Origin of the sequence: Paraferrimonas sp. SM1919 (assembly GCF_010993985.1) — a bacterium.
Classification (GTDB): Bacteria; Pseudomonadota; Gammaproteobacteria; order Enterobacterales; family Shewanellaceae; genus SM1919.
Map to the genome: position 1 here is coordinate 103,024 of NZ_WINH01000002.1, position 25,439 is coordinate 128,462.

General features: G+C 43.6%; 27 protein-coding genes and 1 other RNA gene. 14 read left to right on the forward strand and 14 right to left on the reverse strand.

What is annotated here, in order from left to right; genetic code table 11:
- Positions 1-4 precede the first annotated feature (4 nt).
- Positions 5-359: a transfer-messenger RNA gene (gene ssrA / locus GFB48_RS01585) on the reverse strand.
- A gap of 87 nt (positions 360-446) precedes the next feature.
- A complete protein-coding gene (smpB, locus tag GFB48_RS01590) occupies positions 447-935 on the reverse strand; it encodes an SsrA-binding protein SmpB (RefSeq protein ID WP_163930474.1) in 489 nt (162 codons plus the stop codon).
- A gap of 111 nt (positions 936-1,046) precedes the next feature.
- On the opposite strand from smpB, the gene GFB48_RS01595 reads away from it, so the two are divergent.
- Genes GFB48_RS01595 through ltaE form a run of 4 tightly spaced genes read left to right on the forward strand, consistent with a single transcriptional unit; the run spans position 1,047 to position 3,912 of the window.
- Positions 1,047-1,481, forward strand: a complete 435-nt coding sequence (locus tag GFB48_RS01595; protein WP_163930476.1) for a type II toxin-antitoxin system RatA family toxin — start codon at positions 1,047-1,049, stop codon at positions 1,479-1,481.
- Positions 1,471-1,797: an RnfH family protein gene (locus GFB48_RS01600; RefSeq protein ID WP_163930478.1), complete on the forward strand. Its 327-nt coding sequence runs from the start codon at positions 1,471-1,473 to the stop codon at positions 1,795-1,797. The genes GFB48_RS01595 and GFB48_RS01600 overlap by 11 nt, the downstream gene beginning before the upstream one ends.
- A 16-nt stretch (positions 1,798-1,813) precedes the next feature.
- Complete coding sequence (locus tag GFB48_RS01605; protein WP_163930480.1) at positions 1,814-2,890, forward strand: phosphotransferase enzyme family protein; 1,077 nt, start codon at positions 1,814-1,816, stop codon at positions 2,888-2,890.
- Between the two features lie 8 nt (positions 2,891-2,898).
- On the forward strand, positions 2,899-3,912 hold the full coding sequence (gene ltaE / locus GFB48_RS01610; RefSeq protein ID WP_163930482.1) for a low-specificity L-threonine aldolase: 1,014 nt from the start codon (positions 2,899-2,901) through the stop codon (positions 3,910-3,912).
- 171 nt (positions 3,913-4,083) lie between these two features.
- Here ltaE and GFB48_RS01615 read toward each other — a convergent pair whose 3' ends face one another.
- The 6 genes from GFB48_RS01615 to GFB48_RS01640 form a co-directional block, all read right to left on the reverse strand.
- Complete coding sequence (locus tag GFB48_RS01615) at positions 4,084-4,362, reverse strand: putative quinol monooxygenase (protein ID WP_163930484.1); 279 nt, start codon at positions 4,360-4,362, stop codon at positions 4,084-4,086.
- A 114-nt stretch (positions 4,363-4,476) separates the two neighbouring features.
- Positions 4,477-4,962 (reverse strand): GNAT family N-acetyltransferase, encoded by a 486-nt coding sequence (locus GFB48_RS01620; RefSeq protein ID WP_163930486.1) that lies wholly within the window; start codon positions 4,960-4,962, stop codon positions 4,477-4,479.
- Positions 4,963-5,087: 125 nt separating this feature from the next.
- The gene (locus GFB48_RS01625; protein WP_163930488.1) at positions 5,088-6,314 is read right to left on the reverse strand and encodes a dihydrolipoamide acetyltransferase family protein; all 1,227 of its coding nucleotides are present in this window, start codon (positions 6,312-6,314) and stop codon (positions 5,088-5,090) included.
- Positions 6,307-7,347, reverse strand: a complete 1,041-nt coding sequence (locus tag GFB48_RS01630; protein WP_205597659.1) for an alpha-ketoacid dehydrogenase subunit beta — start codon at positions 7,345-7,347, stop codon at positions 6,307-6,309. Before GFB48_RS01630 ends, GFB48_RS01625 begins: the two co-directional genes overlap by 8 nt.
- Entirely contained in the window at positions 7,347-8,585 is a 1,239-nt protein-coding gene (locus tag GFB48_RS01635; protein ID WP_163930490.1) for a thiamine pyrophosphate-dependent enzyme, read from the reverse strand. The genes GFB48_RS01630 and GFB48_RS01635 overlap by 1 nt, the downstream gene beginning before the upstream one ends.
- Positions 8,586-8,713: 128 nt before the next feature.
- The gene (locus tag GFB48_RS01640) at positions 8,714-9,211 is read right to left on the reverse strand and encodes an Lrp/AsnC family transcriptional regulator (protein ID WP_163930492.1); all 498 of its coding nucleotides are present in this window, start codon (positions 9,209-9,211) and stop codon (positions 8,714-8,716) included.
- 168 nt (positions 9,212-9,379) lie between these two features.
- On the opposite strand from GFB48_RS01640, the gene GFB48_RS01645 reads away from it, so the two are divergent.
- From GFB48_RS01645 to GFB48_RS01670, 6 genes are all read left to right on the forward strand, one after another.
- A complete protein-coding gene (locus tag GFB48_RS01645) occupies positions 9,380-10,528 on the forward strand; it encodes an acyl-CoA dehydrogenase family protein (protein ID WP_163930494.1) in 1,149 nt (382 codons plus the stop codon).
- A gap of 69 nt (positions 10,529-10,597) precedes the next feature.
- Entirely contained in the window at positions 10,598-12,364 is a 1,767-nt protein-coding gene (locus tag GFB48_RS01650) for an ABC transporter ATP-binding protein/permease (RefSeq protein WP_163930496.1), read from the forward strand.
- 84 nt (positions 12,365-12,448) lie between these two features.
- Positions 12,449-12,865 carry an MAPEG family protein gene (locus tag GFB48_RS01655; protein ID WP_163930498.1) on the forward strand — a complete coding sequence of 139 codons (417 nt, stop codon included), beginning with the start codon at positions 12,449-12,451 and terminating at the stop codon, positions 12,863-12,865.
- A gap of 1 nt (position 12,866) precedes the next feature.
- Complete coding sequence (locus GFB48_RS01660; RefSeq protein WP_163930500.1) at positions 12,867-13,292, forward strand: hypothetical protein; 426 nt, start codon at positions 12,867-12,869, stop codon at positions 13,290-13,292.
- A 69-nt stretch (positions 13,293-13,361) separates the two neighbouring features.
- Complete coding sequence (locus GFB48_RS01665) at positions 13,362-13,634, forward strand: nitrogen fixation protein NifW (protein ID WP_163930502.1); 273 nt, start codon at positions 13,362-13,364, stop codon at positions 13,632-13,634.
- 82 nt (positions 13,635-13,716) lie between these two features.
- Positions 13,717-14,124 carry a DUF1761 domain-containing protein gene (locus GFB48_RS01670; protein ID WP_163930504.1) on the forward strand — a complete coding sequence of 136 codons (408 nt, stop codon included), beginning with the start codon at positions 13,717-13,719 and terminating at the stop codon, positions 14,122-14,124.
- A gap of 64 nt (positions 14,125-14,188) precedes the next feature.
- Here the strand turns inward: GFB48_RS01670 and GFB48_RS01675 are convergent, their stop codons facing one another.
- The 5 genes from GFB48_RS01675 to GFB48_RS01695 all read right to left on the reverse strand — a co-directional run bounded on the left by GFB48_RS01675 (position 14,189) and on the right by GFB48_RS01695 (position 18,989).
- The gene (locus tag GFB48_RS01675; RefSeq protein ID WP_163930506.1) at positions 14,189-15,739 is read right to left on the reverse strand and encodes a PH domain-containing protein; all 1,551 of its coding nucleotides are present in this window, start codon (positions 15,737-15,739) and stop codon (positions 14,189-14,191) included.
- Positions 15,732-16,280 carry a PH domain-containing protein gene (locus GFB48_RS01680; protein WP_163930508.1) on the reverse strand — a complete coding sequence of 183 codons (549 nt, stop codon included), beginning with the start codon at positions 16,278-16,280 and terminating at the stop codon, positions 15,732-15,734. The genes GFB48_RS01675 and GFB48_RS01680 overlap by 8 nt, the downstream gene beginning before the upstream one ends.
- A 135-nt stretch (positions 16,281-16,415) precedes the next feature.
- Positions 16,416-17,618, reverse strand: coding sequence for an organoarsenical effux MFS transporter ArsJ (gene arsJ / locus GFB48_RS01685; RefSeq protein ID WP_163930509.1), 1,203 nt, complete (start codon positions 17,616-17,618; stop codon positions 16,416-16,418).
- A gap of 5 nt (positions 17,619-17,623) precedes the next feature.
- Positions 17,624-18,634 (reverse strand): ArsJ-associated glyceraldehyde-3-phosphate dehydrogenase, encoded by a 1,011-nt coding sequence (locus GFB48_RS01690; RefSeq protein WP_163930511.1) that lies wholly within the window; start codon positions 18,632-18,634, stop codon positions 17,624-17,626.
- A gap of 10 nt (positions 18,635-18,644) precedes the next feature.
- Complete coding sequence (locus GFB48_RS01695) at positions 18,645-18,989, reverse strand: metalloregulator ArsR/SmtB family transcription factor (RefSeq protein ID WP_163930513.1); 345 nt, start codon at positions 18,987-18,989, stop codon at positions 18,645-18,647.
- Between the two features lie 174 nt (positions 18,990-19,163).
- Between GFB48_RS01695 and GFB48_RS01700 the strand changes: the two genes are divergently transcribed.
- From GFB48_RS01700 to GFB48_RS01710, 3 genes are all read left to right on the forward strand, one after another.
- Complete coding sequence (locus GFB48_RS01700) at positions 19,164-20,369, forward strand: NAD/NADP octopine/nopaline dehydrogenase family protein (protein WP_163930515.1); 1,206 nt, start codon at positions 19,164-19,166, stop codon at positions 20,367-20,369.
- 109 nt (positions 20,370-20,478) lie between these two features.
- Positions 20,479-22,686 (forward strand): carbohydrate binding family 9 domain-containing protein, encoded by a 2,208-nt coding sequence (locus GFB48_RS01705; RefSeq protein WP_163930517.1) that lies wholly within the window; start codon positions 20,479-20,481, stop codon positions 22,684-22,686.
- A 260-nt stretch (positions 22,687-22,946) separates the two neighbouring features.
- Positions 22,947-23,399, forward strand: coding sequence for a nuclear transport factor 2 family protein (locus GFB48_RS01710; protein WP_163930519.1), 453 nt, complete (start codon positions 22,947-22,949; stop codon positions 23,397-23,399).
- Positions 23,400-23,901: 502 nt separating this feature from the next.
- Here GFB48_RS01710 and asd read toward each other — a convergent pair.
- Positions 23,902-25,008 carry an aspartate-semialdehyde dehydrogenase gene (gene asd, locus GFB48_RS01715; protein WP_163930521.1) on the reverse strand — a complete coding sequence of 369 codons (1,107 nt, stop codon included), beginning with the start codon at positions 25,006-25,008 and terminating at the stop codon, positions 23,902-23,904.
- Between the two features lie 184 nt (positions 25,009-25,192).
- Between asd and GFB48_RS01720 the strand changes: the two genes are divergently transcribed.
- Complete coding sequence (locus tag GFB48_RS01720) at positions 25,193-25,435, forward strand: YdcH family protein (RefSeq protein ID WP_240464811.1); 243 nt, start codon at positions 25,193-25,195, stop codon at positions 25,433-25,435.
- Positions 25,436-25,439: the final 4 nt, after the last annotated feature.

The following is a 25,439-nucleotide window of genomic DNA, read 5'->3' on the forward strand; positions in this document are numbered from 1 at the left end:
TATTTGGTGGAGGCGGCGGGGCTCGAACCCGCGTCCGAAAAACCTACATCCAAGGCGCTACATGCTTAGTCTTTCTATTGGTTAACCATCAGAACTCCGAAAGACAGGATTTCTTCAGGCGAGTTTGGTACTGTTTCGCGGTTCACCCCCAAACAAGGTTCCCTCGCTAGCACGATGTAGGGTGACCATCAAATCCACTGCCCATGTGCGAGACCTGTGGTAGATGGCTAGCAGACTTAAGCTGCTAGAGCGTAGTTATCGTCGTTTGCAACTATAACAGTGCGGCTTTTTACGAGGCCAACCGCCCCTCGGCATGCTCCCAGGGTTTCGTGAATCTCGTCGAATCCAGAATCGCCCCCAAAAGAGTTTCCACAGTCTACCTCAAATATTCACATAGCAACAAGCTTTAACTAAGAAATATTCGGTAAATGTCGAATTTTAAGTCATTAACGTACTGAGTGCTTCATTAGGCGACCTTTTTCAACCTGCCACTCTCTGTCTTTGATGTCAGCACGTTTATCGTGGGCTTGTTTACCCTTACCTAAGCCAACATCAATTTTTACGAATGACTTTTTCCAATACATTGAAATTGGAATTAAGGTATAACCTTGGCGCTCAATTAAACCCTCTAAGCGGTCGATTTCGCGGCGCTTTAATAGTAATTTTCGCGACCGTAAAGGATCGGCCACGACGTGTGTTGAAGCGGTATTTAAAGGATTGATAGTACAACCAAACAACCATGCTTCTCCACCTCGAATAAATACATAAGATTCCGATAGGTTTACTTTACCTACTCGGATCGCTTTTACTTCCCACCCTTGCAGGGCGAGGCCGGCTTCAAAGTTCTCCTCTATCTTATATTCAAACTTGGCGCGTTTGTTATAAGCAATCTGGTTGGAACTTGTGCCTTTCTTTTTCGAATTTTTCTTTGCCATAGTTTTGTCATTATACCCAAGCTGTAAGATTTTGGTATTGCTTGCTGCCCTATTTTTTCATGTCGTGGTAATATTTCAAAAGTTTTTAAATAAGTAATTTGAGAAGCCTAGATGGCAACAGTTAATCGTAATGCATTAGTCGCACAAAGCGCTACAAGAATGTATAACCTAGTTAATGATGTGGCTAGCTATCCACAATTCCTGCCTGGCTGCAGTGCTACCACCGTTCATCAACATAATGAAACTATGATGTTAGCAAGTGTCGAAGTATCTAAAGCTGGCATTAAACATACTTTTAAAACCGAAAATAAGTTAAACAGTCATCAATCAATAGAAATGAGCCTAATAGAGGGGCCATTTAAACATTTAAAGGGTGAGTGGAAGTTTACTCCCCTTAGTGAAAATGCCTGTAAAGTGGAACTGAATCTAGATTTTGAATTTAGCTCAAAATTAGTTGAGCTGGCATTTGGCAAAATATTTAATGAACTGGCAAACTCGATGGTGACCGCTTTTTGTGAACGAGCTAAGGTGATTTATGGTCGATAAAATAAATGTAGAAGTGACTTATCCACTGCCAACTGAGCAAAAAGTGTTTAAGTTGCAAGTGGCAGTGGGCAGCACTGCAGAGCACGCAATTTTAGCCTCTGGGGTGATGGACTATTACCCTGAAATAGATTTAGAAAAGAATAAAATCGGCATATTTTCTCGTATGGTAAAGCTACATGAAGTGTTGCAAGAAGGTCAGCGTGTCGAAATTTATCGCCCGTTAATTGCCGATCCTAAGGATATGCGTCGGCAACGTGCTGAGCGAGCAAAAGAGCAGGGTCGAATTAATGCGACGACTGGTGCCAAAATAAAATAACAAGGGATAAAAGTAGATGGACCTTATCTTAAAAGACAAGCTAATCAACATTTTTGGGTTGCTTAAAGGGCAAGACTTTCAGCCATTAGGTGAAGGCCATATAAATCAGACTTGGTTGGTTAAATCACCCCAAGGGCAAGTGGTACTGCAAAGATTAAATACTTATGTATTTAATCGCCCTAAGCTGTTAATGGATAACCTTCGCAAGGTCAGCGATCATTTGACCCTAAAAAAGGAACAGGGACTGTATTCTTTAGACGTCATGTCTTTATTACTGACTGCCGATGGTCAAAATTATTGGCAGGATGAAGAGCATGGGTTGTGGCGAGCAATCAAGTTTGTACCTGATAGCCTGACGTTACAGGCAGTCGCGAATAACCAACAAGCCCAGGTGGTTGCTGAAGGCTTTGGCGAATTTACCATGGCTTTATCAGACTTAGCAGCAGATGAACTTAAAGAGGTGATCCCAAGTTTTCATTGTCCAAGCTCCCGCTTACAGCAATTACACGAAGCAGAAATGGGCAGTAGTAGGGAGCAATCGGCCCAAACTGAACTTGCTAAAGTAAAAGGCTATGAAATCCTAGTTGATGAATTTTTGGAGTTTGAACGGGCAGGACTGCAGAAACGTGTTACCCATAATGATACCAAGGTAAATAATGTATTGCTTAGCCAGGATGCTAGTTTAGCAAAGTGTGTGATAGATCTAGATACTGTTATGCCAGGCTATTTAATGTATGACTTTGGCGATATGGTTCGTGCATTGGTTTCTCCAGAAGCGGAAGACTCTGCAAACTTGGATAATGTTCATGTTCGTTTAGATGTTTATGAAGCTTTATTAAAGGGCTACTCAAAAGCATTAAAACAGACGATGACAGGCTTAGAAAAAAGCTCTTTATTACTTGGGGTAAAGCTATTGCCATTCGTACTTGGGATGCGCTTTTTGGCTGATTACTTGAGGGGAGACACCTATTTTGGTGCCAATTACCCAGAACATAATTTAGTGCGAGCAAGAAATCAGTTTGCATTACTTGATAGTATTTTAGAAAACGAAACACAACTAACTGAACTATCCCATAAATATCTATTTAATTAAGGTTTTTCATGATTGATTTACGAAGCGATACCGTTACCCTGCCAACGCCACAAATGCTAGAGGCGATGAATAGTGCGCCAGTAGGGGATGATGTATTTGGTGATGACCCAAGTATCAATAAGCTTGAGCAATATGCTGCGGAGCGTTTCGGTTTTGATGAAGCTTTATTTACTAGCTCAGGCACTCAAGCTAATTTGCTGGCAATTCTAGGTCACTGTGGCCGTGGTGATGAATACCTGTGTGGTCAAGATGCCCATAACTATAAGTATGAGGCAGGTGGCGCTGCGGTATTAGGCAGTGTTCAACCCCAGCCAATTGCCAATGCCGCCGATGGCTCTATCGATTTAGAACTGGCTAAAAAATACATTAAGCCCGACGATTATCACTTTGCCCGCACCCGCTTGTTGTCGATTGAGAACACCATAGGTGGCAAGGTGTTATCCATGGATTACATGGCCAAAGCGCAAGCGTTTGCCTTTAACAATAACCTTAAAATCCACCTAGACGGTGCCCGTATGATGAATGCGGCGGTGGCTTTAGCCGTTAAGCCTGAGCAAATTACCCAGTTTTTTGACTCGGTTTCTATTTGTTTATCTAAGGGGCTTGCAGCACCTGTGGGTTCATTATTATTAGGTGATTCTGCCTTTATAGCCCGTGCCCGTCGTCTTCGTAAAATGGTGGGCGGTGGAATGCGCCAAGCGGGTTCTTTAGCAGCAGCCGGTCAAGTCGCATTAGAGAGCATGATTGAGCGTTTAGCTGATGATCATGCCAATGCCAAATATTTAGGGGAACAACTGAACACCCTAGAGGAAGTCAGCTGTAATTTGGATGACATTGAAACCAATATGGTATTTGCTGAATTTGGCCCACGCATTAACCCAGATATCATTACCGCAGCTTTGCTTGAACGCGATATTAAAGTGTTAAGCGGCAACCCAATGCGCTTAGTACTGCACAAAGACATCAGCAAACAAGACATTGATAGCTTTATTAAAGAACTCAGCCAGATTCTGGATATTTAAAAAGCTTCGCTTTTTGCTCGCGAAGCTACAGGACGTTGCTTCGCTACTACCGGACGCCACTTCGTGGCTACTGCACACTTCGTTACAGCTTTTAGCTGTAGTAAACGCAGTTTACGTGCTGTAGGGCGAAGCCCGTTCTAAAGGCCGAAGGCCGTGCTAAAGCGCAGCGTGCTAGATCTTCTTGACCTTATAAAACCTTTGCACATCTTTAGTTACAGCTCCCCAAGCAGAGTTTTGTACCCTTTGTTGATGGTAGTTAAAGGCACTTTCATCCGTAAAAAGTTCATCCACATAAAATTTGCAGTTATCTAATTCACACTGCTTTACTTCAAACTTGATACAGCCAACTTCTGCAAGTGTGAGTTGAGTATGTTCAACCAGTGCTTCTTTGATTAATGCTAACTGTTGTTGGGGCACAATAATATGCCCAGATAATTTCACTTGAGTCATGGTTTTTATTTGATTACCGATAGTCTGTAATCCTTTAGCTGTAGTAAACGTAGTTTACGTGCTGTAGGGCAAAGCCCGTCCTAAAGGCCGGAGGCCGTGCTAAAGCGCAGCGTGCTATGCCTTAGCCATCAACAATACATCCACATATTCGCCATGTCTAAAGGCGTAGTTTTTCGCTGTGCCCTCAGTATTAAAGCCGAATTTTTTATAGAGATTAATGGCAGCGGTATTGTCGGTATAGACCTCAAGTTCAATACGGCTGACCGCTAACCAGTTATTACATAGCTCGATAGCGCCTTTAAGTAGAGCGCTACCGACACCTTTACCTTGATGATTAGCTAATACGGCCATGCCGATATTGGCCACATGGCGACGTCTTGGATTGGCGAAATGGTCAATACCAATTTGTCCGACTATTTCACCATTGAGCTCTGCCACTAATGAGTAAAAGTTATTGCTAGGTGTTCCGAGATTTTGTTGCCATTTGTCGAGCGATGGAAACGGCAACTGTAACGTTGCACTGTAATTTTGAGGTTGCTCATAAATCGCTTTAATCGCAGCAATATCCTGCTGCTCACTATGACGAATGGTCACTGACATATTTACTCCGTGTCTTTGAAAGGAGGATGCTTTGCAACTCACAGATTACTGAACACTGATAGTCTGTAATCCGTATTCAGTGTTGATAGTCCTAAAGGCCGCAGGCCGTGCTAAAGCGTAGCGTGCTACTGTTCTATAAATAACATCGCTGGCCGTTCAAGTAAATCTTTGATTTTATGTATAAATTGGGTGGCTTCCCAACCATCAATCATGCGATGGTCAAATGAGGCTGATATGTTCATCATTTGTCTTGGCACAAATTGATTGTGCTGCCACACCCCTTGGGTTTGTATTTTGTTAATGCCTAAAATACAGACTTCAGGTGAGTTGATAATGGGGGTGGTGGCGATGCCGCCGTAGGGACCTAAGCTGCTGATGGTAATGGTTGAGCCTCTCAGTTGCTTAGGGAGTAACTTTTTGGCTTTGGCATTATCACTTAATTGTTTAATTTGTTCAGCACTTTGCCACAATGAAAGCTGATGTGCGTTTTGTAATACAGGCACTAATAAGCCTTGCTCGGTTTGGGTAGCTACACCAACGTGAACTGGCCTGTATTGATAAAATACCTGCTCTACATCATCATAATTGGCATTCATTTGTGGGTAGTGCTGCACCGCTTTGGCTAGGGCTTTAATAATAAATGGCAGTAGGGTTAACTTTGGCTGGTCAGCGTCTCGCTGCGCATTTAATTGCGTCCTTAACTTTTCCAGCTCGGTGACATCAATGGCTTCCACATAACTAAAGTGGGGAATGCGTGACACGGTATCTTGCATACGCATGCCAATGTGCTTGCGTATTCCCGTTACTTTTATGGCTTCCACTTCTGGCTGGTTTAGTGCTTGTTCAGGGGTGACTAATTTATTTTGCTTATCTAAATCAGCATGAATGATTCTCCCTTTGGGGCCAGTGCCTGTGATCTGGTTTAAATCTATGCCCTGTAAATGCGCTCTGCGCCTGACCGCAGGGGAAGCTATCACTTTATTACTAGAGGTAATGTGATTGCTATGGGACGACCCACTAGTTTGTAGGGCCGAGGCTGTCGTTAATTCTGCGACTAATTCAGGTGTTGGCTCAGTTCGTGGATTATTTTCTTGGGCAGCAACATTTTCAGTCACTGCAAAGTGGATTAACTCAGCACCGACTTGCATTACTGTGCCTGCTTCACAGCCAATCCAGCTCACGATACCGTCAACAGGGCTAGGGATCTCGACATTGGCTTTGTCAGTTGAGACGCAGCAAATGGCATCATCTTCATTGACGTGGTCGCCTACTTTTACATTCCATTCCAGTACTTCAACTTCCGCAATGCCCTCGCCAATATCCGGCATGGTAAGTTTGTATTGATTACTCATAATCGAGCTCCTTTACACTGCGAACGATGGCACTGGCTATACGTTTCGGGCTGGGGAAGTAATCCCATTCTTGGGCGTGGGGATAAGGGGTATCCCAGCCACAAACCCGCTCAATTGGCGCTTCTAGGTAATAAAAACAGTTTTCTTGCACGACTGATAATAGCTCGGCCCCAAAACCACTGGTTTTAGTGGCTTCATGCACGATGACACAGCGGCCGGTTTTCTTCACCGAGTCGACGATGGTTTGGCTATCTAAGGGTAATAAAGTGCGCAGATCGACCACTTCACAGCTTACACCGCTTAACTTTGCTGCCGCTAGGCTAACATGCACCATGGTGCCATAGGCCAATACGGTAACATCGCTGCCTTCTTGTACTACAGCCGCCTTGCCAATGGGGACTTTGTAATAGCCTTCTGGAACTTGGCTTTTAGGGTGGGTTGACCAGGGCTGTACAGGCTTATCGTGGTAACCATCAAAGGGGCCATTATAAATACGTTTGGGCTCAAAAAAGATTACTGGATCGTCATCTTCAATGGCTTGAATTAACAAGCCTTTGGCATCATAGGGGTTAGAAGGCATGACGGTTTTAATGCCAGCCACATGGGTAAATAGGGCTTCTGGGCTTTGGGAATGGGTTTGGCCACCAAAAATACCACCGCCGCAGGGAGTGCGAATCGTCAAGGGGGCATTAAACTCTCCCGAAGAGCGATACCTTAGCCTTGCCGCCTCCGAGGCAATTTGGTCATAGGCGGGCAAGATATAATCGGCAAATTGAATTTCAGGCACTGGCCGCAGTCCATAGGCGCCCATGCCAATGGCAGTGCCGACGATACCGAGCTCGCTGATCGGGGTATCAAATACTCTAGACTTGCCATACTTTTGTTGTAGGCCATCGGTGGCTCTAAATACGCCCCCAAAATAGCCGACATCCTCACCGAATACTACAACGTTATCGTCCTTTGCCAACATGATATCTAGGGCGTCCTTTATGGCTTCAATCATATTCATGGTTTGTAATTTCGATTCGGCCATTACTGTTGCTCCTGCATTTGTTGCCTTTGTTTTAAAATGTGCTCGGGCAACTCTTTAAATACATGTTCGAATAACTCCTCTGCAGCAGGATGGGGGCCGCTTTTCAAGGTGCCGTTAGCTTCGGCCTGTTTGGCGGCAGCTTTAATTTCTTGGGTAAGTTGTTGTTCGAGTTGTTGATGCTGTTGTTCAGACCAAATGCCAAGCTTAATCATATGGGCTTTTAAACGTTCAATAGGATCACCCAATGGCCATGACTGATAATCATCAATCGGTCGGTAACGGCTAGGGTCATCAGAGGTGGAATGGGCTGCGGCTCGATAGGTCACCCATTCAATCAGGGTTGGACCTAGGTTATTGCGGGCACGCTGTTCGGCCCATTTTGATACCGCATACACGGCTAAATAATCATTGCCATCGACCCTGAAAGAGGGAATGTTAAACCCATGACCACGGCAGGCAAAATTAGCGGCTTCACCGCCGGCAATGCCTTGATAGCTAGAGATGGCCCATTGGTTGTTAACCACGTTTAATAACACGGGGGGCTTATAGACCGAGGCAAATACTAAGGCCGCATGGAAGTCACTTTCTGCGGTAGAGCCATCGCCAATAAAAGCAGAAGCAATGCGATTATCACCTTTAATGGCTGATGCCATTGCCCAGCCTACAGCCTGGGAAAATTGAGTGCCTAAGTTACCTGAAATAGAAAAAAAACCATGGTCTTTCTCAGAGTAGAAAAAGGGTAACGAGCGACCACCAAGCTTATCCTTTGAGTTACTATAAATTTGGTTAATCATATCCACCACAGGAAAATCATCGGCAATTAATAAGCCCTGTTGGCGGTAGGTGGGGAAAAACATATCGTGTTTGCTAAGGGCCAGTTTTTGTGCACAGGCAATGGCTTCTTCGCCACGGCATTGTACATAAATAGAGGTTTTTCCTTGGCGTTGCGCCATCTGTAAGCGTTCATCGAAAATACGGGTTTTAACCATGGCAGTTAGGCCTTTGGTTAATTCCTGTTTTGATAAATTAGGCTGCCAGTCACCTACGGCATTTGCGTCATCGTCTAACACCCGTACCAAATCAAACGCGAGTTGGCGAATGCTGGAGGCACAAACATCAATGCTTGGCTTGTTGGCATTCCCTGCCTGTGAGATCGAAATATGACTAAAATCTGGTTTGTCCCCTGGCCGTGTTGAGGGCTCAGGAACGTGTAAACTCAGTGGCTTAGAACGTTTCATTGTCACTTCTCCATTAGTTATTCATTAGTCTATATGGAGAGTTGAGGGCGTATCGTGCAAAAATGACGCAAAAAAGCACAATGATTAGCTGTATAAGCTAATCATTGTTAATGTTGTAACCGCTAGGGCTAATAGTTCCTTTTTTGTTGGTTTAAGTGCTCCAACGGGAGTTCAGTTTTACTGCGCAGCACTTTTAAGGAAAAACTGGTTTTAATATGGTCAATAAAATTAAGTGGAGTGAGTTTGTTTTCTAGGAAATCTTTATAGGCGTTTAGATCCTTCACTAACACTTTAAGCAAGTAGTCGTATTCACCCGCCACCAGATAGCAATCCATGACTTCCGGCATATTTTCTAATACATCTTCGAAGCTTTGTAGTTGCTCGGAAGCCTGCCTTTTTAAGGTGACTTGAATAAAGGCGGTTACTGCCAATCCAAGCTCTAGGGGATCTAACAGGGCGACTTTATTTTTGATTACTCCCGATTGATATAGATTTCTAATTCTGCGGGCACAAGGGGAGGGCGAAAGGCATACTTGCTCTGCAATTTCATTTGAAGACAGCTCGGCGTTTTTTTGTAGCAAACGTAAAATTTGTTTATCAATTTTATCTAATTGTTGCCCTTTCATGGTTATCTCCTTATTGAATAACCTTTCAATCCTGACACATAGTGTTAACAATTCAAGTTTTATTAGCTTACTAAGCTAATTATGGCGACTATGCTAGCGAGCTTTGCTCTGTATGTGTCAGTAACTTCTATTAGTATTGAATTAACCTACTTAAACCAAGGAACTGTAATGACAGAGCAGATGGAACAAGATTTAGCGTTATTTAAAAGAGCCATACAAAGTTTTTTAGAAGTGGAAGTGGCGCCATTTTATGAAAGTTGGGAACACAACAAAAAGATCCCTAAATCACTGTGGGTAAAGTTGGGTGAAAATGGCTTTTTGGCGCCTGATATTCCACAGCAATATGGTGGTTTAGGTGTTGATTTTCGCTTTAATATGCTGCTACTAGAAGAAATATCCAAAGCGGGCTATTTAGCACTGGCGATTAATATCATGGTACATGCAGATATCTGCTGTCATTATTTGCATAACCTAGGAACCGAACAGCAAAAGCAACAATACTTGCCAAAGATGCTAAGGGGTGAATGTATTGCGGCGGTATGCATGACAGAGCCTGCGGCAGGCAGTGACTTACAGGGCATTAAATCAAAGGCACTCCCTCAGGGTGAACATCTGCAACTTAATGGCTCCAAAATATTCATTACCAATGGCCAGAATGCTTCATTGTATATTGTGGCAGCGAAAACAGATGTGAATGCTAAGGGCTCTAAAGGCACAAGTTTACTGCTGGTGGATAGGGAGGCTGCTGGATTTAGCGTTGGCCAAAATCTAGATAAAATGGGCCAGCACTGTGGCGATACCTCTGAAATTTTCTTTGAAGATATATTGCTTTCAAATGACAAAATATTGGGTGAAGTTAATCAAGGCTTTGCAGGATTAATGCAAGAGTTACCCCGTGAGCGCTTGGTGATTGCTTGCTGTTCATTGGCTCACGCAGAAGGGGCGTTTGATTTGGCGCTACAATACGCCAATGAACGCAGCGCCTTTGGTTCCAAGCTGGCGGAAATTCAGGATGTTCGTTTTAAACTGGCCAATATGTATGCTCAGCTACAAAGTAATCGCGCGCTTATCGAGTCTTATAAGGTTAAATTGCTCGCTAAACAATTAGATACGGTTGATGCCAGTGTCGCTAAACTTACCTCAACCGAAATGGCTGATAGGGTCATTGATGGCTGTTTGCAGATATTTGGTGGCTATGGTTATATGAAGGAGTACCCGATTTCTCGCTATTTTGTCGATGCCAGAGTGCAGCGTATTTATGGTGGCACCAGCGAAATTATGCAAGAAGTCATCAGTCGAAGGTTTATTGAAGGTTAAATCTTTCAATATCTTTTTGTGGGCGTAGAGTTACACTAATCTTTTCAGTTTAATGCAAGGTGAGCTATTTTGCGCCCATCCCGTTTCAATGATCACGCCAATACCCCTGTGAGTTTTCAGGTCGTCAAGCAAGTTATTCCCTATTTACTCGAGTTTAAATGGCGGGTAGCGATTGCGCTGTTGTGTTTAGTCGCCGCTAAGGGGGCTAACTTAACTGCGCCGTTTTTCCTAAAAGATGCGGTCGATAGTTTAAGCGGTACAGAGCAACTGCTGGCAGTGCCAGTGGCCTTGTTAGTGGCATATGCGTTATTTAGATTTAGTAATACCTTGCTTGGGGAAATACGCGATACCCTATTTGGCCGGGTGACTGAGCGGGCAGTCAGGCGCCTAAGCCTCAAAGTGTTTAATCACCTGCACCAGTTGGAACTGAATTACCACCTCAACCGCAAAACCGGTTCTTTATCTAGGGATATAGAGCGGGGCACCTCTGGGGTGAGCTTTTTAATGCGCTTTATGGTGTTCAATATAGTGCCTACCCTGATTGAAATCCTGTTTATGGCGGGCATTTTATTGATTAACTATGGTTGGCAATATGCACTGGTGGTGCTTGCAGCTGTCACTGCATATGGAGGCTATTCGGTTAAGGCAACCAGTTTGCGAACCCGCTTTGTTAGGGAAACAGCCCAGGCAGACTCTAAGTCCAATGGCATCGCCATTGATGCGCTATTGAATTACGAAACGGTGAAGTATTTTAATAATGAGGGTTATGAATCACAGCGTTTAGACGCTGCCCAAGCAAAATTAGAAAAAGCCAAAGCGAAAAACCGCTTAACCCTATTTGGCCTAAATGTGGGGCAGAGTTTTATTATTGCGGCGACTTCCGGTTTGATGCTGTTGATGGCAGCCAATGATGTCACTAACGGGGTGATGACGATTGGTGACTTTGTGTTAATTAATGCCTTTTTAATGCAGCTGTTTGCGCCGCTGAACTTTTTAGGTTTCGTGTACCGTGAAATACGTGGCGCATTAGCCAATATTGAACATATGTTTGGGGTATTAGCGACCAAAGTGACCATTAATGGCGGTGAAGCGAAACCTAAAATATCGGCTAATAGCGATATCATATTTGAAGGTGTTGGTTTTCATTATCCGAATAAACCCGCGCTATTTACTGACTTAACTATGACGATCGGGGGTGGAAGTAAAGTCGCGATTGTTGGCAGCAGTGGTTCAGGTAAGTCAACTTTAGCTAAGTTGTTATTCCGCTTTTATGATAACCAGACGGGTCAGATTAGCTTTGCTGGCATCAACTCAAAATCCATTGATTTGGAACATCTGCGTCAGTCGATGGCGATAGTGCCCCAAGACATTGCTTTGTTTAATGCGACACTTAGGGATAACATTTTATATGGTCGTCCCAGTGCAACCGAGCAAGAGCTACAGCAAGCCATCGGTCATGCCTATTTACAGCCTTTGCTAGAACGCTTGCCAGAAGGATTAGAAACCCAAGTGGGTGAGCGTGGCATGAAGTTAAGTGGTGGTGAGCGTCAGCGGGTGGCTATTGCCCGGGCGTTATTAAAAGATCCCGCCATTTTAATTTTTGATGAAGCCACCTCAGCATTAGACAGTCATTCTGAATCACAAATATTAACCGCCATGCAAGATCTGCAGCGTGGGCGTACATCAATTACCATTGCCCACCGGCTTTCCACGATTAAAGACAGCGACAATATTTTTGTGATGGAGCAGGGGCAGATAATCGAGCAGGGTAACCACCAACAGTTACTGGCCAATAAGGGAAAATATTTCGAACTCTGGGCTCAGCAGGAAGGTTAGGGTTGCTAGCCCCTAGCCCTTTTCTTGCGTTTATGTTTTGTACAAGGTAACTTTTACAAAGGATAAACTCTAAGGAGAGGGTAAATGGCTTCTGCAACTGTGTTGGCTTTGTTGGGCTTTATTGGTTGGACTTTGTTACTGCTGTTGTGGATGGAGGGGATCCGTTCTAAGTTGGTGTTAACCAAAGAAGTAGTAGCCAACGGTTTTAACCCTGAAAACTCTAATCTTTCCCCTTTTATGCAGCGCTTAGCCCGAGCACACGCTAACTGCCTGGAAGGGCTGCCTATCTTTGGTGGGTTATTGCTCATCGCGATAGTGACCCAGAAAACTTGGGTCACCGACCCACTGGCTCTGGTGTTTTTAGGGGCGCGAGTTATTCAATCAATCATTCACTTATCTTCCCTAAGCGCAATTGCGGTAACCCTACGCTTTAGCTTTTTTGCGATACAGCTAGGCATTGCAATTTATTGGTGCTATCAGCTTTATGGGGTGCTTGCTTAGGATGGAAAAAGGTAGCACTAATGTAGAAGTATCAAGTCTGTACAAAGCATTTTTGCTTTTGCAGTTTAGCTTAGCTTTTTGGCTGCCATTTTTGTGGTTGTGCCTAGGAATTGTGTTAGGTATTCCCTTAGGACTATGGGGATTAGCCTCAGGTGAATTAAGTAGTGTTTTATTGATACTCCCTACTATTGCCGGTGGATTAGGGTTGTGGGGAGCTTCCCAATTACTGTTAAAATCTTTGTATCCTCAGATGATGATTGCTGACCCAAGCAGGCTTTTGGTTTATATAGTGTTGGGTAGCTTAAGCTTAATTTTTATCCCAATAATGGTAGAGAATACTTTGCTGGCCAGTTTAGGTGTTTTGTTACCATGCATTGTAGTGTTACAGCTATTATATATTCACAAGTCGTATTTTTTATCTTCATAAATTCAAACCTCCATCAAAGAAAAAGTACATTAAAATAATTACAATGCGGGCACGGAATCGTGAGTGCCTATGACCCAATCCACATTAGAAATTATTGCCAGCTTCAACAGCATTGAGCAGGCGTTGGACTACTTTGAAATAGACTATGCCCAGAGTTTTATTGATGAGTATCGACAACCGCTAACTAAGCGCTTTGCTGGCAATGTATTAATTGCAAAGCCCGATGATTGGTTTGCTGGCCGGCGCGCCCTTAAAAATGCCTATTGTCGAATCCAGCGCGGGCGCCTTTCTAAACAAACCCGCCAAGCCTGCCGTGGTTGTACGACTTGCCAAAGACGTTAAGTAATTTGGCCTTTAGCCGCTATCTTTCATGATTAATAATAGCTATAGTGTATAAAATACAATCGCTTGGAGTACAAACCTTATGGATGGCTCATTTAATTTAATTGCGGTAGTGGTAGCAGCATTGTCTGCGTTTTTGGTGGGTGGATTATGGTATTCACCTCTGCTGTTTATGAAAGCTTGGCAGCAAGATGCTGGGGTAGAGACTGACGCTGATAAACAACCTCACCCTGCTAAGGTATTTGGCTTCGCGGCGCTGTTTAGCTTGATAAGCTGTATAGTATTTTCAAACTTTATCGTCACCGGCTCAGGTGCGGTGGATGGTCTGCTATTAGGCTTGCAGGTTGGCTTTGGTTTTGTGCTTTGTAGCTTCGGCATTAATTATCAATTTGCCAATCGGCCCATGCGCTTAATCGCCATTGATGGCGGTTACCATACTGCTCAGTTTGCTCTATTTGGTTTAATCCTTGGCGGCTGGCCCTGGAGTTAATGAAAGCCATCAGATAAAAAAGAAGCCACTTAGTGTGGCTTCATGGTTTTATTCAATAGCGCTGCTACATCCAACTTTTCTTATAATATTCAACTTCGTACAAGGTTGAATTTAACATCTGATAGGCCTGTTGCTCATCCATATAGGGAATGGTGTAACTGCCAGAAGCGAGTACAAAGTGCAGTGAGCACAATTGATGCTTTGCGATAATCGGGTTTTGACTGACACTGATTTGCTGCACCTTATGGCGTGGGAAGCAGTAATGGTCAACCCCTAAGCAGCCCTTACGAATATAAACGAAGTTATCATCCATGGCGTAGCCCCAGCGCAGATAGCGCATCACCATTAATCCAGACAATAGAGCAAATAGACCAAAGGCGTAGGCCATCGCTTCATAATTATTGTGGTAACCCAAGAAGGCTGAAATCACGATAAACGGCGGTACCAGCAATGCGCCGATATTACGAAGTAAATAACGTGGGCTAATTTTATTAAGCTTGATGGTTAACAGTTGATTATCTGGATAGGCATCATTAATGAGAAACTCGACTTCTGAGTGGGTGACCGAAGGCACGAGAATTTTGTTCGTCAATGCTGCGCCATGTTTACCCTTAGCATTGGCATTCGACTGCTCGTATTTAAGGTTGCTGCGGCGAAATAAGGTATCTAACCAATCTTGCTGACGGACGATAACTTGTAAGCGTGACAAGCGCATACTTACTTCGGTAACGGTAAATAAACCGCAACGCCTGATGTAGCGGTCACCCTGTTTCGCCAGTTCAAAATTATAATAAACAATGATTGAGCCAATCACTGAGATAAGGCTCATTATAATAATTGTAGTGACGGTAACAGTGATCAAGGTTAAGCCAATTTGCCACCAGGTCATGCCCTCAAAGGCAAAGTACTGCTCCACATTAATGCCGTAGCGTAATAACCAGCTACTGAGCTTTTCAGTAAACTCATCAATAAATGGCGATAGGCCAGCTAATAATATCCAGGCCCGGTTACTGGTGAGTCCGTGCAGAACCAGATCATCAATATTTCTATAGTTAATTGGCTTTTCATCGCTTTGGATGGGTGTATTGGGCGTACCCATTTCTACATCTGCAGCCTCTGCGGTATCTGCTTGGGCTTGATTGTGGGCCAATATTTGCGACTTCAGCGCTTTAGCTTTGTCTAGATTAATGGCAACAATTTTAGCTTCTTGGGTTGATGACCCAGCGGTATCAAATTGTAGGTAGCAGAAACCGATTGGTCGGTAATATAAAGGTTCAGAGACTTCGATATTTTGAATACGAGAAAAGGGCAGGTCGATGCGTTTTTTGCTGAACACCCCAGAGCGTATTTCAACTCGCGCTTTGGTTAATCGGTATTGGAAAAAATAATAATTAAGTCCCGCAAACAAGCTAATGATAATAGCCGCGCCTAGCAGCATTAACTGGGCGGTCTCCGGCTTTTTGGCATAAAGATCCGACAGTAAATACACCATAGGGATCAAGTAAATCACGTTGCCGACAAAGCCTTTCAGCACTTGAATAACAAAATAGATTAAGCCTACCGGTGATACCCTTTGCCAATTCGCGGCAGCTTGATTTTGGTTAGTATCAGCCATTGAGTTGGGTATCCTTATGGGCAAGGATGAATTGACGCATTTGTTCTGCTTTTGCTAAATCAAGACCGGGTATTTCGAAGGTATGGAACTCGCCACCGGCACTAAATACCTGTAAGCGGGCTAGGTTGTAGCGGCGCTCGATAGGCCCTTGCTTAAGTTCAACATGTTGAATTCTTAAAATGGGTTGGCTGATGGTGCGGTAGAAGAATAGCCCACAATGATAGTTGATGTCCTGTTGGCGTAGGGCGAATTTCTTGTTTTTATCGGCAAAATGGATATAGGCCAAGGTCACTAAAAAGATGCCAACAATAATCAAAATAACGTAATTCAGATTACTCTGGACTGGCTGTGGCAATTCATAAAAGGGTTGAAACTTAGCAGCAAGTATCAGCCCTACAACAACGGCCCAAAAAAGAACATGGGCCACTTTACGCATTGGCATATAGCGAGCATCTAACTTTTCAAAGCCAATCTGCTGCAGTTGCGGTAACTCAGCAGACTCCAATACCTGATTACTAAAACCCTGCTGTTCCACATTCATAAACGATTATTCCTTTAGTTATTTATCTATTAAGCTTAACCATTAATTAAGCAGACGTCACCACACAAAGCCACAAGGTAAGGCCCTAGTAAATAAAAAGAGCGCGAAATCTACGCGCTCTTTTAACGTTAAAGGTTAAGGCTTTGCCATTTGCTTACGGCTAATGCCGTTGGCAAGCAGTAACATGGCTGCGGATACTAGTAGAGTGACTTCGATGCCATATTCCATATAAACCCAACCCGATAACAAAGTACCGATTAAGCGACCGAAGGCATTGGCCATATAGTAAAAGCCAACATCTTTAGATACACCATCGTTGCAGGCATAGCTGACAATCAGGTAACTGTGCAGGGATGAATTGAGGGCGAAAATAGCCCCGAATATGCCCAAACCTATCATCAATACCCAGGCTGCAGGTAGATCTGCATAAAGGGCGGCCACCATTACTAATGGCGTTAATCCCAGTAACAGCCCCCATTTAAGCAAGGCTTGTTCAGAGTCATGACCTTTAGTGATTTTAGGGGCACTGGCCTGCACAATGCCATAGCCAATTACCCACAGGGCTAAAAACATTGATACTTGGTGGGAAGCCCAATCCAGTACACTGGCTAAATACAGGGGTAAGGCCACCACAAACCAAATATCACGGGCACCAAATAGGAACACTCTGGCTCCAGCTAGGTAGTTGATATTACGACTTTTTGAAAACAGTTCGGTAAACTTAGGCTTAGTTTTGGCCTTACCTAAATCGCCTTTTAGTTTAAACAAGCTCAGTAATAGCATCAGGCTGAGCATGGCCGCCATTATGCCCATGGCATAACTAAAGCCGACTAGGGTAAGCAGCGCTCCCCCCATAAAAAAGCCAACCCCTTTGAGGGCATTTTTAGAACCGGTGAGCCAAGCAATCCACTTATAAAGACCACCTTGGCCATTGCTGTTATCATCACTGACTAAGGCCTTAATCGAACTTTTGGCGCTCATTTTATTTAAGTCTTTGGCAATGCCAGACGAAGCCCCCGCGGCCATGACCCAAGTGACACTCAACAGCTCTGTGGGCGCCATCAAGCTAAGCAAGGCCACAATTTGCAGTAATAGCCCCATATTCATGGTGCGGTTCAAGCCAATGCGCGCCCCTAAATAACCGCCGAATAAATTGGTCACCATGCCAAATAGCTCGTAAAACACAAATAGGCCGGCAATGGTCAGCGCATTAAAACCAAGATTATGAAAGTGCAGCACAATCAACATGCGCAGGGCACCATCGGTCAGGGTAAAGCACCAGTAATTGGCGGTAACCAATAAGTACTGGCGCACATCTTGTGACAGCTTAGCAAGCACCTAGATTATTCCTTATCTTGCAAACCAATAAAGCGCGCCAATTCAGCGGTTCGGTTGACGTAACCCCACTCGTTGTCATACCACACGTACAGTTTTAACTGGGTGCCATTAATTACCATGGTCGATGGTGCATCAATAATGGATGAGCGCGGATCGGTTTTGTAATCAATCGATACCAGCGGGCGCTCTTCATAACCTAAAATACCTTTTAGCTCATTGTCAGCGGCATCTTTTAGGAGGGCATTCACCTCTGCAATGGTGGTGGCTTGGTTAAGCTCAAACACACAGTCAGTTAAAGAAGCATTGGTCAATGGAATGCGTACCGCATGGCCATTTAATTTGCCCGTAAGCTCAGGGAAAATCTGGGTAATGGCTTTAGCAGATCCTGTGGTGGTTGGAATTAAGCTGGTACCACAGCTGCGGGCACGACGTAAGTCTTTGTGCGGCGCATCAATAATGGTTTGGGTATTGGTAATGTCATGAATAGTAGTCATCGATCCATGCTTAATGCCCAGCTTTTCATTAATCACTTTTACCACAGGGGCTAAGCAGTTGGTGGTACAAGAGGCGGCTGTAATGATTTGATGCTTAGCGCTGTCGTAATCCTTATGGTTAATACCCATCACACAGTTGTGGGCATCGGGCTCTTTAATTGGGCAGGTGACAAGTACGCGTTTGACACCTTGGTCTAGGTATTGGTGCAACAGATCATTAGTTTTGTGTTTACCGGTGGCTTCAATCACTAAATCACAGCGCGACCAATCGGTATCATTAATGGCTTTGTTATTGGTCACATCAACGGCTTTACCGTCTATCAGCATTTGCGTGTCAGTCGCGTCTGCTTCGTGGTGCCACTTGCCATGGACAGAATCAAAGGTAAGTAGATGTGCATGGGTTTTGGCATCACCGGCGACATCGTTAATCTGCACCACTTCAATTTCTGGCCAATCAAATAAAACGCGCATGGTTAAACGGCCCATACGGCCAAAACCGTTAATACCAATTTTAATTGTCATAATACACTCTCTAACAGCAAAGTTGTTTACGGCTAGGGCGGTCGCCCATAGCCTCTAATAGGGTTACGTTGTTTTGTATGTAGTCTAGTTGATTCTCTAGGGTCAGCTTTATGGTGCTCAGGCACCACAGTGGTAGTTCGTTATTAATGGAATAGAAAACCCATTGCCCTTGTTTACGAGTCACTACTAAATTCTGTTTTTTCAGTAGGGCCAGGTGCCTAGATATCTTAGGCTGACTTAACTCTAGTGCCTCAATAAATTCACACACGCATAGTTCACCCTGTTGTTGTAATAACAACAGGCAGCGTAGGCGAGTGTCATCGCTGAGGGCTTTATAAAAGTCGATGGCTTGCATAGTAAAATCTAAGTTGATTTAATATTTGGATAATCATATATATGATTTTTCATATATACAAGCTTGGCCAACAAAAAAGTTGACTTTATAGGGGTAACTTCACTCTGGTGATGTACCATTAGTCGCAGCTTTTTCTTATTATAGTGAAAGCATTAAATTATTTTTGGAGTTCCAATGTCTGTAGGTTTTACACAGAAAAACATTGACGAGTTAGTGGTTACTATTGTTGGTGGTGGCAACGCTGCCCACGCCTTAGCGGCATTATTGCCCCACAAAGGCATTAGCACCCGGATGTGGGCCCCCTTTAGTGATGAAGCCGAGCGCCTGCAACAGGGTATTGCTAAAGCCGGTCATATTCACGCCGAATTTGCGTCGCATAACTTAATCAATGGTTCAATCATTGGTACTCCAGAGGTGATTTCAGCAGAGGCCGCTGAGGTGATTCCTGGTTCTGATGTACTGCTGCTGCCACTGCCATCGTTCGCTTATTGGAATGTATTTGAGCAACTTAAGCCTTATTTAAAACCAGGCATGGCCATTGGTATTACCCCTGGTCAAGGTGGCGTGGATTGGGTTGCTCGCCAAGTACTCGGTGATCTGGTGGATGAACTGACTATTTTTGCGATTATGCCGATGCCGTTTAACTGCCGTATTAGCGAGTTTGGTGTTCGTGTAGAAGTGCAAGAAGTGAAACGCGCTTATAAAGTAGCCTGTATTCCAGCAAGTTCAGAAGCAGCAGTTGTAGCGTTAAACGAGCACCTGTTTGGTAAGACTGAATCTTGCGGCTCTATTTTATCTGCTGCGCTTTACCCTATTAACGCCATTATTCATCCAGCGCGTTTGTACCAGCTAGCGAAAGACTATAAAGAAGGCGATGTGCTACCAGAAAACCCATTGTTTTACGAACAAATGGATGCTGAAACTGCCGCTATTATGAATGCCGTTAACCAAGATTTATTAGCCATTGGAGATGCCTTAAAAGCGGCAGGTGCCAATACTGATGTGCCACATATTTTTGATTTTTTAACTAGGTATGTGTACTCAGATCCTTCTGAAAAACTGGAAGACTTCTTTACTGGTAATCCCGCTTATAAAGGCTTCCGCTGCCCGTTTGCTGCCATTGAAGGTGGTTTTAAACCAGACTTTGCTAACCGCTACTTCACCGAAGATATTCCACTGGGCCTTTGTTTATACAAGGGGGTGGCTGAGCTGGCAGGGGTAGCTACGCCTAACATTGATGAAATTATTAATTGGGCTCAGGCTCATATGGGCAAAGAATATTTAGTTGATAACAAGCTGGTGGGTAAAGATGTTATCGAGACCCACGCTCCCCAGCGTTTTGCGATTGATACTTTATCTGCACTGTTAAAGATTGCATAAGAAATAAAAAGGCAGCCAAGGCTGCCTTTTTTGTAACAAAATACTGCTCAGACTTGTGCTAGATAACCAAATTGTTACACTTTCGCCATCTTTCAAGGATGGCACTAACATGTTCAAAAAATTCTTCTTAGTAAGCAGCTTAGCGGCTTCTTCATTTGCTTACGCCGGTGATAAATCTAATTTTAATTTACAAGTTCCTATTGTTTCCCCTAATCAAGTTTTTAGCCTTGATGGCGAACTGAACGAACCCCAGTGGCAACAAGCCGCTGAGTTCTCGTTACGTTATGAAACCTCCCCAAGGGAAAACTTAGCACCGATAGAGCACACACAGGTTAAAGCTTTCTCCGATAATCAGTACTTTTATGTGGCCATGATTGCCGAAGTAAATGATAAGCAAAAGCTATTGGCCCACTTTAACCGTCGTGATGATATTTGGCGTGATGAAGTGGTGGGTTTCAAAATTGATACCTTTAACAATGCCGCGTTAGCCTATGAATTTTTTGCTAACCCACTAGGCGTACAGTTTGATGGTATTGAGAATGAATTAACCAAGCGCGAGAGTGGTGACTGGGATGCGATCTGGTATACCAAAGGCAAACTTACCGCCAGCGGCTATACGGTTGAGTTTAAAATCCCACTGGAAATCATGAACTTTGATATGGCTAAGGCTGATCAGGAATGGGCGGTAGAGTTTATTCGTCTTTCATTAACCGATATGCGTCGTCGCACATCTACCAATAAGATTGATCGAAATAATCGTTGTTTATTATGTCAAATGGGTGTGATGTCGGGCATTAACCCACAAACTAATTCACTGCCATGGCAGGTCACGCCATCTTTAGTAGTGGGGCGTGCCGAGGATAAGCTTAATAACACTGCCCAAAACGATACCGAAGCAGGGTTGGATTTGCGGATTCCGATCAGTGCCAGTTCAGTGTTGAATATGACGGTTAACCCTGATTATTCACAAATCGAAGCCGATGCCGGGCAAATTACGGTGAATAACAATAATGCGATTTTCCTAAACGAAAAGCGCGCTTTCTTTTTAGATAACCGTGACTACTTTGATACGCCGCTAAACCTATTGCATACCCGTAATCTTATTTCCCCTGAATATGGCGCTAAGTTTACCACCCAGCAGGGTGCCCATACCCTAGGTGTATTGGCGGTAGAGGATGAATTTACTCAGCTACTAGACCCAAGTAACTTTGGTTCAAGGGTTCGTACCCTAGCAGAAAAGTCACAAAACTTTGCGGGCCGATACCGTTACGATATTAGCAATGGCACTTTTGTCGGTGGCAGTGTTACCTATAAACAAGGTCGAGATTTTCATAATGCATTATTAAGCCTTGATTCCAAAGTGAGCTTTAATGATCAGCTGCAGCTGGTGACTCAATTTAGTGGTTCACAAACTGATAACGAGTCAGAAGTCACCACAGGCGGTCAGTACTATGCAAAACTGTCACAAAATACCCGTGATTACTCATTAAGTGCCCGTTATGAGCGTATCGACCCTGATTACCTTGCAGGCTTAGGTTGGGTGTCTATGGTAGATTACCAGAAGTGGACCCTTGCTGGTGGCTATGTGTGGTATTTAGATGATCACTTTTTTAGTGAAGTGTCGTTAAGTGGTGATTGGGATATTACCCATGACACTAGCGGCGTGAAACTAGAACAAGAGGCTGAGGCTTATATTGAAGCCAGTGGTGCGATGCAGTCATATTTTGAGTTAGGTTACTTAACTCGAGAGCAAAGGGCGGCAAGGTTCGGTAGCATTAATAATGCTGAAGATGCACCAATGTTCGACCAGCAACGAATCTCTGCTTTTGGTAAATTTAAACCAACGACTGCGCTGACTTTAGAGTTATACGGCGAATATGGCGATGCAGTTGATTATTCCCAAGTACGTGCGGCAAAAAATTTATATCTAAGTCCCGAGCTTGGCTTTGAGTTTTGGCAGGGGGCTTCATTGTTTATTGATCATGGCTACCAAAAAATGACCGTTGAAGATAAGCATTTGTTCACCGCCAATCTTACCGATGTCCGTTTTCAATGGTATTTTGATCTAAACCAATTTATTCGTTTATCGAGCATTTACCAAAATGTAGAGCGTAATCCTAATATGTTTTTGGGTAATGTTGCCGAGAAAAGTGAATCACTGGCCTCGCAGTTTTTATATGGTTATCAGTTAAATCCATTTTCAGTATTTTATTTAGGTACCTCTAACGGCATGGTTAAACCTAATGATACTAGTGGTTTACAAGAAACCGAGCGCAGTTATTTTGCCAAAGTAAGCTACGCTTTGTCATTATTCTAATTAGGGCGTGTTGACCTTGGCTGTTGGGATCGAAAGCAGTTTGTTAGCCTTTACTCTTTATTTAAAAAGAATAAGGCGGTGCGATTGAGGTGTGGTATTTCATACCAACGAGTGCCAACGCAGTAGAAATGGCTAGCAAACCCTGCCCGCAGGTTTACATAAAGTAAACATGAAAGGACAATCCGCCCTTAATTGTTTATTTTTTAATCCGAATGGGTTGTAACTACGTAATTACCTCTGTTAAACACGCGGAGGTAATTATGCAAGTTGCAATCAATCTACAATCGGTACCTTGTAAAGATGAGCAAGGTGCACTTAACACGGTAAAGAGCTTTCTCTCAGGCATTGACATGGGGAACTTTGAACTTGGTGCGGCAGTGCTTGCCGACAAGCTCACGGCGGACTACTCCTCTTTATTTGGCGTTGAAGATGTCACCCACTCGAAGTCAGGGTTAATTAAGAAATACCAAAAGTTCTTATCCCATTTTGATCAAGTCACACATGAACTCAGTGGCTATAACATTAAAGTGGAGAACCACATCGCCCATATGGTCACTCAGGTGCGAGCGACACATTGGCAAGGCCATGCACTGTGGGCCATTACTGGGACCTACCGTTTTACTCTTGATAAAGTAGGCGATGATTTTGTGATCAGCCACATTGTGCTGGATGTCGCCGGAGAGAGTGGCAGCAGACAACTGTTCAATGACTAGTTTTGCGATAAACAAAAAGGCAGTCCAGTGACTGCCTTTTTTATTAATCACAGGGAGATGATTAATTTATTTTATGCTAATTGGTGATGGCACAATAGCGCGTTGATACTTAGCTAATAAACGCTCAATTAGATTTTTCATGGCCGTTTCCTCGGTTTGGATTAATAGCGTGCTTGAGCCAAAATCCAACCATTGGCTTGGGCACTTAATTTGAAGCGCGCATTGTAGGTAAACAGTGAAATATCGACAACCTTAAAAAATTAAAATTAATCATTAGTATATCTAATGCTTTATTTTGGTTTGTTTTTTTAAGTGTTTGTTTTTTAATGGTATAGTGGTTTTGTTGTTGTTAAAAACTAATGCTTTTTGAATTTTATTGAGGTTTATATGGGTTTTTGGCTTGTTTTGTTGCAAGTTGCTTGTAAGTGAGTGTTTAAAAGTGTGAACCACCGCAAATAAAAATGGCCAGCAAAGGCTGACCATTGACAAATCGAGTTTCGATCTATTTATTAACTAAAATATTCAACATTCTTCTTAGTGGCTCTGCTGCGCCCCAAAGTAGCTGATCACCCACGGTAAAGGCTGAGATATACTCAGGCCCCATAGACAGTTTACGAATACGGCCGATAGGAACAGATAGAGTACCGGTTACCTTGGTTGGCGTTAATTCATTGGCTGTTTGCTCGCGATCGTTAGGGATCACTTTCACCCACTCGTTGTGGCTGGCAATAATGCTTTCAATTTCACTGACGCTGATGTCTTTTTTCAGTTTGATGGTCAGCGCTTGGCTGTGGCAACGCATGGCACCAATGCGTACACATAATCCATCAATTGCCACAGGCGCGTCAGCTTGGCCTAAAATTTTATTGGCTTCCACTTCCGCTTTCCATTCTTCTTTTGATTGACCAGAGGCCATAGGCACATCAATCCATGGAATAAGGCTGCCCGCAAGAGGAACGCCGAACTGATCGGCTGGAAAATCATTGGCGCACATGCGCTCGCTGATCTTTTTATCAATATCTAAAATGGCAGAAGCAGGATCGTGCACTTCAGGGCTAACTGTCGCACATAGATCACCCATCTGCGCGATAAGCTCTTTCATATTGCGAGCTCCTGCACCAGAAGCTGCTTGGTAAGTCATTGGGCTTACCCATTCAATCAGATCTTGCTCGAACAGGCCACCGATAGCCATTAATAGTAGCGACACGGTACAGTTACCACCAACAAAGGTTTTGGTGCCATTAACTAGGGCAGAATCGATAACATCACGGTTTACAGGATCAAGGACAATGACGGCCTCTTCTTGCATGCGCAGTGCAGAAGCCGCATCAATCCAATAACCATCCCAACCATTGCCTCGTAAATTTGGATATACCGACTTGGTGTAATCACCACCCTGACAAGTAATGATCACATCCATTTTCGCGAGAGCATCAATATCATTAGCATCTAATAAAGTATTGTTACCAGCAAATTCAGGTCCAGGGATTCCAACTTGTGAGGTTGAGAAAAAATGGGCATCAATTTTCGCAAAATCGTTTTCTTGTTGCATACGCTCCATTAATACTGAACCAACCATGCCTCGCCAGCCAATAAATCCAACTTTCATTGTGAGTTTCCTAACTTTAATTTTTTCATAATTGTGCGACACAATAGCACCACAAACAATACTTGACTACCAACCCTTGTGGTTACTTTAGTAACTCTCAGGCTAAACAATTAGTTAATGAATTTTTGTGTCATATATGAAAGTGACTACACTTAATATTAATGATATTTAATCGGAGTGTAGTGTGAAAACACATGCTTTAGTGGTTGAATTCCCGGAGTATATCGAAGTGATCAATGAATTACGTCGCTCTGATATGTGGTTTGCTGAAAAAGCCAAAGAGTACCATCAATTGGACCACAAAATTGTGGCTTTAGAAGAGCGGGACGTTCCCATCAGTGATGCATTATTTATGGCGTTAAAATCTCGTCGAGTTCACCTTAAAGATTGGTTATTTGAACAGATTCAATACCGAGCGAGGCATTAAATAA

What these genes read in the sequence shown, in the direction of transcription:
- smpB (WP_163930474.1), bottom strand. Translation starts at nt 935, where the DNA reads ATGGCAAAGAAAAATTCGAAAAAGAAAGGCACAAGTTCCAACCAGATT.
- GFB48_RS01595 (WP_163930476.1), top strand. Translation starts at nt 1,047, where the DNA reads ATGGCAACAGTTAATCGTAATGCATTAGTCGCACAAAGCGCTACAAGA.
- GFB48_RS01600 (WP_163930478.1), top strand. Translation starts at nt 1,471, where the DNA reads ATGGTCGATAAAATAAATGTAGAAGTGACTTATCCACTGCCAACTGAG.
- GFB48_RS01605 (WP_163930480.1), top strand. Translation starts at nt 1,814, where the DNA reads ATGGACCTTATCTTAAAAGACAAGCTAATCAACATTTTTGGGTTGCTT.
- ltaE (WP_163930482.1), top strand. Translation starts at nt 2,899, where the DNA reads ATGATTGATTTACGAAGCGATACCGTTACCCTGCCAACGCCACAAATG.
- GFB48_RS01615 (WP_163930484.1), bottom strand. Translation starts at nt 4,362, where the DNA reads ATGACTCAAGTGAAATTATCTGGGCATATTATTGTGCCCCAACAACAG.
- GFB48_RS01620 (WP_163930486.1), bottom strand. Translation starts at nt 4,962, where the DNA reads ATGTCAGTGACCATTCGTCATAGTGAGCAGCAGGATATTGCTGCGATT.
- GFB48_RS01625 (WP_163930488.1), bottom strand. Translation starts at nt 6,314, where the DNA reads ATGAGTAATCAATACAAACTTACCATGCCGGATATTGGCGAGGGCATT.
- GFB48_RS01630 (WP_205597659.1), bottom strand. Translation starts at nt 7,347, where the DNA reads ATGGCCGAATCGAAATTACAAACCATGAATATGATTGAAGCCATAAAG.
- GFB48_RS01635 (WP_163930490.1), bottom strand. Translation starts at nt 8,585, where the DNA reads ATGAAACGTTCTAAGCCACTGAGTTTACACGTTCCTGAGCCCTCAACA.
- GFB48_RS01640 (WP_163930492.1), bottom strand. Translation starts at nt 9,211, where the DNA reads ATGAAAGGGCAACAATTAGATAAAATTGATAAACAAATTTTACGTTTG.
- GFB48_RS01645 (WP_163930494.1), top strand. Translation starts at nt 9,380, where the DNA reads ATGACAGAGCAGATGGAACAAGATTTAGCGTTATTTAAAAGAGCCATA.
- GFB48_RS01655 (WP_163930498.1), top strand. Translation starts at nt 12,449, where the DNA reads ATGGCTTCTGCAACTGTGTTGGCTTTGTTGGGCTTTATTGGTTGGACT.
- GFB48_RS01660 (WP_163930500.1), top strand. Translation starts at nt 12,867, where the DNA reads ATGGAAAAAGGTAGCACTAATGTAGAAGTATCAAGTCTGTACAAAGCA.
- GFB48_RS01665 (WP_163930502.1), top strand. Translation starts at nt 13,362, where the DNA reads ATGACCCAATCCACATTAGAAATTATTGCCAGCTTCAACAGCATTGAG.
- GFB48_RS01670 (WP_163930504.1), top strand. Translation starts at nt 13,717, where the DNA reads ATGGATGGCTCATTTAATTTAATTGCGGTAGTGGTAGCAGCATTGTCT.
- GFB48_RS01675 (WP_163930506.1), bottom strand. Translation starts at nt 15,739, where the DNA reads ATGGCTGATACTAACCAAAATCAAGCTGCCGCGAATTGGCAAAGGGTA.
- GFB48_RS01680 (WP_163930508.1), bottom strand. Translation starts at nt 16,280, where the DNA reads ATGAATGTGGAACAGCAGGGTTTTAGTAATCAGGTATTGGAGTCTGCT.
- GFB48_RS01690 (WP_163930511.1), bottom strand. Translation starts at nt 18,634, where the DNA reads ATGACAATTAAAATTGGTATTAACGGTTTTGGCCGTATGGGCCGTTTA.
- GFB48_RS01695 (WP_163930513.1), bottom strand. Translation starts at nt 18,989, where the DNA reads ATGCAAGCCATCGACTTTTATAAAGCCCTCAGCGATGACACTCGCCTA.
- GFB48_RS01700 (WP_163930515.1), top strand. Translation starts at nt 19,164, where the DNA reads ATGTCTGTAGGTTTTACACAGAAAAACATTGACGAGTTAGTGGTTACT.
- GFB48_RS01705 (WP_163930517.1), top strand. Translation starts at nt 20,479, where the DNA reads ATGTTCAAAAAATTCTTCTTAGTAAGCAGCTTAGCGGCTTCTTCATTT.
- GFB48_RS01710 (WP_163930519.1), top strand. Translation starts at nt 22,947, where the DNA reads ATGCAAGTTGCAATCAATCTACAATCGGTACCTTGTAAAGATGAGCAA.
- asd (WP_163930521.1), bottom strand. Translation starts at nt 25,008, where the DNA reads ATGAAAGTTGGATTTATTGGCTGGCGAGGCATGGTTGGTTCAGTATTA.